Source organism: Scytonema sp. UIC 10036, assembly GCF_009725235.1.
The window spans coordinates 61,673-69,528 of the sequence record NZ_WJFC01000052.1; the positions used below are offsets into that span (position 1 = coordinate 61,673).

At 42.9% G+C, this 7,856-nt stretch carries 8 protein-coding genes; all 8 read right to left on the reverse strand.

Annotated features, from left to right (window positions below; translation table 11 throughout):
- Positions 1-52: 52 nt before the first annotated feature.
- The 8 genes from F7734_RS24105 to F7734_RS24140 all read right to left on the reverse strand — a co-directional run bounded on the left by F7734_RS24105 (position 53) and on the right by F7734_RS24140 (position 7,546).
- Entirely contained in the window at positions 53-658 is a 606-nt protein-coding gene (locus F7734_RS24105; RefSeq protein ID WP_155747020.1) for a chemotaxis protein CheC, read from the reverse strand.
- A gap of 7 nt (positions 659-665) precedes the next feature.
- On the reverse strand, positions 666-1,031 hold the full coding sequence (locus F7734_RS24110; protein ID WP_155747021.1) for a response regulator: 366 nt from the start codon (positions 1,029-1,031) through the stop codon (positions 666-668).
- A 388-nt stretch (positions 1,032-1,419) separates the two neighbouring features.
- Entirely contained in the window at positions 1,420-2,244 is an 825-nt protein-coding gene (locus F7734_RS24115; protein WP_243147047.1) for a protein-glutamate O-methyltransferase CheR, read from the reverse strand.
- Between the two features lie 11 nt (positions 2,245-2,255).
- Positions 2,256-3,329, reverse strand: a complete 1,074-nt coding sequence (locus F7734_RS24120; RefSeq protein ID WP_155747023.1) for a chemotaxis response regulator protein-glutamate methylesterase — start codon at positions 3,327-3,329, stop codon at positions 2,256-2,258.
- 15 nt (positions 3,330-3,344) lie between these two features.
- Entirely contained in the window at positions 3,345-4,649 is a 1,305-nt protein-coding gene (locus tag F7734_RS24125; RefSeq protein ID WP_155747024.1) for a methyl-accepting chemotaxis protein, read from the reverse strand.
- 20 nt (positions 4,650-4,669) lie between these two features.
- Positions 4,670-5,125, reverse strand: a complete 456-nt coding sequence (locus tag F7734_RS24130; protein WP_166482113.1) for a chemotaxis protein CheW — start codon at positions 5,123-5,125, stop codon at positions 4,670-4,672.
- Positions 5,118-7,355: a chemotaxis protein CheW gene (locus F7734_RS24135; protein WP_155747025.1), complete on the reverse strand. Its 2,238-nt coding sequence runs from the start codon at positions 7,353-7,355 to the stop codon at positions 5,118-5,120. The genes F7734_RS24130 and F7734_RS24135 overlap by 8 nt, the downstream gene beginning before the upstream one ends.
- A 50-nt stretch (positions 7,356-7,405) precedes the next feature.
- Positions 7,406-7,546: a hypothetical protein gene (locus F7734_RS24140; RefSeq protein ID WP_155747026.1), complete on the reverse strand. Its 141-nt coding sequence runs from the start codon at positions 7,544-7,546 to the stop codon at positions 7,406-7,408.
- Positions 7,547-7,856 lie beyond the last annotated feature (310 nt).

Consider the following 7,856-nt stretch of genomic DNA (forward strand, 5'->3'; position numbering starts at 1 on the left):
CCTTAGACCGATTTTAATATTTCTCGCACCTAAATTTCAGAAATTTTATTTTTTACACTACTCCAAGTTCTTCGTTAATCACATTGATTAACGTCTCAAATGTACTGAGTTCAAAAACTAAAATAATATCTCCAATAATTTCTAATTGTTTAATTGTGAAGCGTGCTTGTGCAAGTATAATTTGTGAATTACTCACATTTGTAGACAACAATAAATTATCAATTGTATCTTCTAAGTAAACGGGCAATGTGTAATTCAGGTGCTGCTTGAGCACATTGCCGATCGAACCCATCACCCCATTAATCACAATATTGCCAATTTCGCTCAGTGTGCCAATTTTGACGGCATCTAAGTCAGCCGAGCCTGGCTCTTCATTGGTTAGGACTGCAACCAATGTTGATGCGCTTTCAGTTGGGAAAATCAAGCCAGCAGTACCATAAAACGAGCCTGTAAAGCCCAGTCTTACAGACGCCAAACTATCATGCTCGAATCGTGTTGCTAATTCTTGATAGGCTTGTGAAGCAGTCAAGACTTTCACAAACGGAATTTCCAAACAAATGTGAGAGTCTATCATCTCATTGAGTAGACTTGCAGCCCGACCAACACCAATATTAATCAATTCTTGCAAGGCATCTAGTTGATCTGCTGTCACATTCATAAAAGCTTCATTCCTTCAGACTAATAACTTGCTGAACCGCCTCTCTCAATTCATTTGCTTTCGGCGGTTTATTAATAAAGTTGACTGCCCCTAAATTATAACTTTGATTGCGCGACCCTTCCTGAATATCGGCTGAAATGATAATTGTGGGAATTTTTAATCCTTCTTCTTGTAAAGCCTCAAGAAATTCAAATCCATTCATGTCTGGCATTAAAAGATCTGCTAGCACACAATTGGGCTTGTGGTTGTGAACCATTTCTAATCCTTCACGCCCATTAGTGGCTTCTATGATTTCATATCCATCGCCTTGCAGAAACTTGCGGATCATCCTGCGAGAAAATGCTGCATCGTCAATAATCAGAACTAATGCCATTAACTGTGCCCTTTTGATTTTTGAAATCCTTATTATCAATTATAGAACTTACGCATTGTCTAAAAAAGGTTTATGTGCATTGAGCCTAATTTTCAATTTCAACTATTTTTCAGATGCATGACTTCGTGTCAAGGAGAATTTCAAGCTAAGTGTACATATAATAATGTGAGAGTCTGGTGAGAATTTTGTAAATTTTTTTAACAAAAACCTGTTAAGGTTATAATTTAGTTTAAGTACATAATCTTTTCTGCGTACAGTGCGTAAGTCATAGATTAGTGTAAGTCATAGATTAGTGTGTTAGCTAGACCGTTAAAAGACTTACGCCAACTTTGCGCGGTACTATGCCTTTGAGGTTAGGGCGGTGTGTAAAACTGTCACTTATTCTGCCTTAAGTATTATGTAATCGGTAACAGATGCTCTTATCAAATTGAACTCGCTCGAATGATTCATCCAAGTTAATGGTCGTTTCGCCACTACCGAGAAATAGGAAGCCATCTGGTCTTAATTGTTGCCTTACCTTTTTCAGTAAAGCTTTCTTGGTCGGTATATCAAAGTAGATTAAAATATTGCGTAAAAATATAACGTCTATTTCAGGGAGGGATGACCAAGACTGCACGAGATTCATCTGACGAAAATCTACCATCTGGGAGATTTCTTCCTTAATTTGCCAGTTATTATTAAGCTTATGAAAATACTTCTCACGAAGAAGTTGGGGCAGCCCACGCTTGATTTCCATCTGGTTATAACACCCTTTGCGTGCTCGTGCTAATACCTTAGTGGAAAAATCGCTAGCAATCAGCCGTACAGACCAAGTGGCAAGCATGGGAAAATGTTCGCGAATGAGCATAGCGATGCTATAAGGTTCCTGTCCGTTGGAACAAGCAGCACACCAAATATTTAGCGATCGCTGCATGGCTCGTTTTTCGATCAATTCTGGCAACACAACACATTTCAGTGCTTCAAAGGGGTAAACATCACGAAAGAATGACGTTTCATTAGTGACTAGCGCCTCTATGACTTGGATGTGAAGGTTGCCGAAGGTCTGATTTCGCAGGTAGGAGACCAAATCCCCAATTGAAGCGAATCCTCGCGATTCTGCAATTGGCTGCAGATGTAGCTCTGCCAGATAGGTTTTATCAGCGTATAATACAACACAAGAGTAATCATACACTAATTGACGAAGATAGTCAAATTCAGTGGTACTTACAGCCATAACCGACTTCATTACGACGTACCTAAAATAGGAACTTGATAAGGACGAATTCGGCGCATGATTTCGGCTGCCATTGTCTCGAGAGGAACAACTCGATCGGCAAGCCCTGCATTTACAACCAATCCGGGCATCCCCCACACCACACTACTCTCTTTGTCTTGTGCAAGCACCTGTCCTCCTGCTTCGCGGATACATTGGCAGCCATGTAACCCATCTTGTCCCATCCCCGTTAGTATAACTGCAAGTGCCCCAGCACCATAGACTTGTGCAACCGAACGCAAGAGGACATCCACTGAAGGGCGACAGGAATTTTCAGGAGGTTTCTGATGGGTAGCCAGTCGAACCACAGTTTTGTCGCGTTGCACAACCATGTGAAAATTTCCTGGTGCGATCCAAGCTTGTCCGGGTTCTAGTACTGCTCCAGGAATCGCTTCATCGACTTTGATTTGACACTTAGAAGATAATCGTTCCGCTAATAGTTTTGTAAACATTGGAGGCATATGTTGCACGATCAAGATGGGAACCGGAAAATCGGATGGAAGCTCTCTCAGCAATGTAGCGAGAGCATTGGGTCCTCCAGTAGAAACTCCAATTGCGACAACATTGACTTGCTCTACCCGAGTGCGTACAGGAGAAACAGTTTGATGCATTGTAATTGGCGTTAGCAAAGGCGTCGCTCTGGCACCAAATACCTTAATTTTGGGGATTAAGTTCTCGCGGATATGTTGGTTTATTGCCTCCACACTCCCTAAATTACTCGGTTTTGTTGCGTAATCCGATGCACCTAAAGAGAGAGCTTCGAGTGTCGCGATCGCTCCGGTACGCGTGGAAGCGCTGAACATAATCACCGCCAAGTGTGGATAAATTTGTCGGATTGCCGCAAGGGTTTCTAAACCATTCATCTCTGGCATCTCGACATCCAATAGCACAACATCAGGATTGACATGGGGAATCTTAGCCAGGGCAATGCGACCATTGGCTGCAACCCCTACGACTTCTAGTTCTGGATCGCCCGACAAAATCTTACTGACTCGCGAGCGAACTACAACCGCGTCATCCACAACCAGCACCCGAATCTTGGGCATAATTATAAAAATTAACTAATATTTAAATTTATTGACAACTTTCTGTAAATCTGCTGCCATGCGAGCTAGCTCTATAGCTGCTTGTGACATATGACTGGCTCCATCCGTCGTGCTTTGAGCATTGAGCGCCACAATTCCAATATTTTTTGCAATATCCGATGTTCCTTTGGCAGCTTCAGCGATATTCCGAGCAATTTCATTAGTGGTGACTGTTTGTTCCTCAACAGCGCTAGCGATCGTGCTTTGCAAGTCGTTAATCTGGTTGATAATGTCAGTAATCTGAGCGATCGCATCAACAGCACTTTTTGTATCCGTCTGAATTGCTTCAATTCGCTGACTAATATCTTCGGTGGCATTTGCCGTTTGTTTGGCTAGTTCCTTCACCTCGTTGGCGACTACAGCAAATCCCCTACCCGCATCCCCAGCTCTTGCAGCTTCAATCGTGGCATTGAGTGCTAGTAACTTTGTTTGTTGAGCGATCGAGGTAATTACCCTAATGACTTTGCCAATTTCAATACTACTTTGACCGAGTTTGTCAATTGTCTGATTTGTGCGCTCGGCGGTTTTAACAGCCTGAGCCGCCACCTTTGCTCCTTCAACGACAGTTTTAGCAATTTCTCGAATGCTGGCATTCATCTCTTCCACCGCAGTCACAATTGTACTGGTATTCTGATTTACCTGTTCTGCTGAGGCAGAGGCGGAAGTTGCCTGTTCTGATGTTTGTTTGGCGTTCTCAGTCATTTCCTGACTGACTGCGGTTAGTTCTTCTGAGGAAGATGCAACTGCGGTTGCAACCTCTGCCATTTGTCTAATGGACGATTTCAAGCTACCAATCATTTGATTGGTATTATCAGTAAGTTGCTTAAACCCTCCAGCATTGTGTTCTTCAATTTGCTGGGACAAATTTCCTTTGGCAACGGCAAGCGTGACTTCATTTATACTTTGGATCTGCTCTGTTAGATTTGATGACATGCGGTTCAAGTTGTCAAGTGATTCTTTCCAAGAACCTTTAGTTCCTTTGACAATGACTTGAGAACCAAACTTCCCTTGTGTACCAATATCGGATGCCAAGCGATCGACTTGGCTGACAAAACTTTGATTCAAACTCACCCACTCATTAAAAACCGAGGCAATCTCAGCCAAGCCATTATTCTCCACTGGTAAACGGACGCTAAAATCACCGTCTCGGGCTGCTTTCATTGCTTCTAGTAACGGTTGCAGTTGCACATCTGTTGCACTGTGTTCGGTGTCTACCGAGTCCTTACTATTTACCGAGGGAGATTTAGAGTTGGCTGTTTTGCCAGCCCGATTTGTAGTCATTCCCAAACGCTCCTCTATTCTTATCTAAAATTAGCATCTAAAATTTTTTCGATATTTAGAACTAGCACAAACCCTTCTTGGAGTGGGTAAGCTCCTGCTAGCATTTGACGCATTTTACCTTTTAGCGTTGCGGGTGGAGGTTGAAAGGTTTTTGTTGTAAACTCCAACACATCTTCAACTTCATCAACTAGCAAGCTAACTGCTTCATCGTCAGAACAGACAACGATATGAAATCCTTGGGTTTCATCTACAAATTTAGCGGTCGATCGCAGGACTGACTCACCCATTTCTAATCGCTGCTGCAAATCGATCGCCGTTAGAATTTGTCCCCGCAGGTTAATGAGTCCACATATATCAGGTGGTGCTAAAGGTACACGAGTCATCTCTTGGGAGCGAATCACTTCTTGAACATACTTTATGTCAATCCCAAAGTAAATTTGATTGACAAAAAAAGTGCAAAGTTTTTGTTCAGCCACGATTGGTTGTTTGCAGTAAATAGGGGTTGGAAATCCGAATCACAGTCTCAATGTCAAGAATTTCCGTAATTCTACCTTGAATGACAGCACTCATCAGAACGCCCGGTCTACTAGGGATACCTTCGATTGTCAGTGGTTCTTCGACTATATCGAGAATGCGATCGACCACTAGCCCAACACTCAGTTCTGGGTAGGGAGAAACAATTACCATCTCGAGCGTCTCTGCTTCACTGACAAAAGCTCCTTCGCCATCGCCAAATACCGCATGCAGATCGATCAGTGGCAAAATTCTACCGTAAGATTGCACCACATAGTGATTTCCTACTTTCTCCACAGCAGAAAGAGGAATTTCTTCCAGCCGAAACGCTACTGTGAGGGGAATACCCATGGGTGTACTCTGGGGACTCTGAAATAGCAAAATCTGTTGGCGATTGACTTGGTCTTGGATGTTTGCTGCTGTGTCACTCGACAACAGCTGCTTTTGTTTCGTAATTATACCAGCCCGGTTTGCCAAACCCACGACATCTATAATTAATGCGACTCTACCATCTCCGAGAATAGTAGCTCCTGCAAATAGGGATAGCACCTGCAACTGCTTTCCCAAAGGTTTAACGACGATATCCAAAATATCTTCTATTGTGTCTACGATCAGCCCAAATCGATAGTTCTCAGCTTGGACAATTACGAGGCTCAGTGTTTCCAAACTGGTAACCTTGTCTTCAATTTGCAAGACTTGATTGAGGTAAACTAGTGGCACCAAATCGCCCCGCAAGCGATACACGGGTACGTCGTAAAGCATCTCAATACTATTAACTGCCTGTTCTGCTTCCAAGCGAACTAACTCTTGTAGGCTTGTTTGGGGAAGGGCATAGCGATCGCCTCCACAGGTTACAATTAATGCCGGGATAATGGTCAGCGTCAGCGGAATCTTCAGTTTGAATGTCGTTCCTTGTCCCAGTTGACTGTGAATTTCAATGCTGCCGTTAATTTTCTCAATATTGCTCTTGACAATATCCATCCCAACCCCTCGTCCAGAAAGGGTGGTTACTTGTTCGCTAGTGGAGAAGCCCGGTAAAAAAATTAAGTTCATAGCCTCCGACTCGCTCATTGTCGCAGCCTGCACAGCACTCACTAAACCAAGCTGCTGCGATCGCACTTTAAGTTGCTCTGGGTCGAGACCTCGACCATCATCGCCAATCTCAATATTCACTTTACCGCTTTCATAAAAAGCTCTCAAAAATATGTGTCCTACGGTTGGTTTACCACAAGCAGCCCGCTCGGCTGGTAACTCAATGCCATGATCGATGCAGTTACGGACTAAGTGAGTCAAGGGGTCTTTGATAGCTTCTACAATACTTTTATCCAGTTCTGTATCTGCTCCTTCCATTTCTACCTGGACTTGTTTCCCGGAGGTGAGTGCCAAATCGCGAATCACGCGAGGAAATTTTTGCCAAATGGTACTCATTGGCTGTAGCCGAGTTTTCATCACCCCTTCCTGCAACTGGGCTGTAATTAGGTTAAGGCGCTGGCAAGCCGCAACAAAGGCAGTATCCTGAAACCGATCTGAAAATCCGAGTACTTGGTTGCGGACTAAAACGAGTTCACCAACCAAGTTCATCACCCGATCCAATAAAGAAACATTGACTCGGATATGAGAAGATTCTGATGCAGTTAGGACTGAAACTTCTGCAAGTTCGCCACCGCTCGACTCGACAAACTCACCTTGCTGTGGTGTCGGAGGATTAACATCAGAAAGAGGTAAGCCAGAGACTGCGATCGCTGGTTCGGTTTCTTGCAATTGCGTCAAAGCTTTGATGAGTGCTGAGTAATCGTTATCGCCCTCATGCTTGGTAGTCTTTATCTGGTATAAAATCTGCCGAATGCTGTCAACTGTTTGCAGTAAAATACTGACGATTTGAGGGGTTACCGCTAGCTTGCGATCGCCCTTGGGGCGGCTCCCTCTGGAAGCATCGCCGTCAGGTGAGTGCAAAGCATCATCGCGCAGAGAACTTAACAAACTCTCCCCTGCATGGGCAAGTGATTCTAATTTTGGAAACGGTAGAAAGCCGCAATTTCCTTTCAAGGTGTGGAGTGAGCGATAAATGCGAACTAGCGCTTCTCCATTAGAAGATGCTGTTTCTAAATCAATAATATCTCGTTCAATTCGATCCAGATTCTCGTAGCTCTCAAGTAGAAATGCTTCTATATCATCATTTTCTGCTAACTCCATTGCGTTAATAGGCTATCAATTTAACTCTTTTGGTTCATCCTAACCTAATTTTACGCTCTGGTGGGTCTGGAATGGCTCGTAAGGTGCTTCACTTCTGCCTTCAAATCAAGACCTGCAACAGACCCATGTAGCGATCGCACAATTTCCCTATTGGTAAATGTTTGTACCTCAATACTACGCTTCAAAGCCATGTGCCTATTTTGTCAACCTCCTGCTGAACTTTTAAAAGTATCTAGATTAATAAAGTTATTTCTCTTGATTTACGAAAAAGCAAATATATTTTGCAGCCTGAGAAAATTAGTATTTCCTGACAATTCACTAAATATACTTAAGTATAAATCATTTAAATAACTAATAAATTTCCGTATATACTGAATTCAATATGTGTTTTTAGGCTTGACAACAAAAATGTTACGTATTTTCCACAGTTCATTAGCTTTTTCTTTATAATTTCTTTATATTTTCTTTATAAAAGCTCAGTGAAAACACGTTGTTCTACTG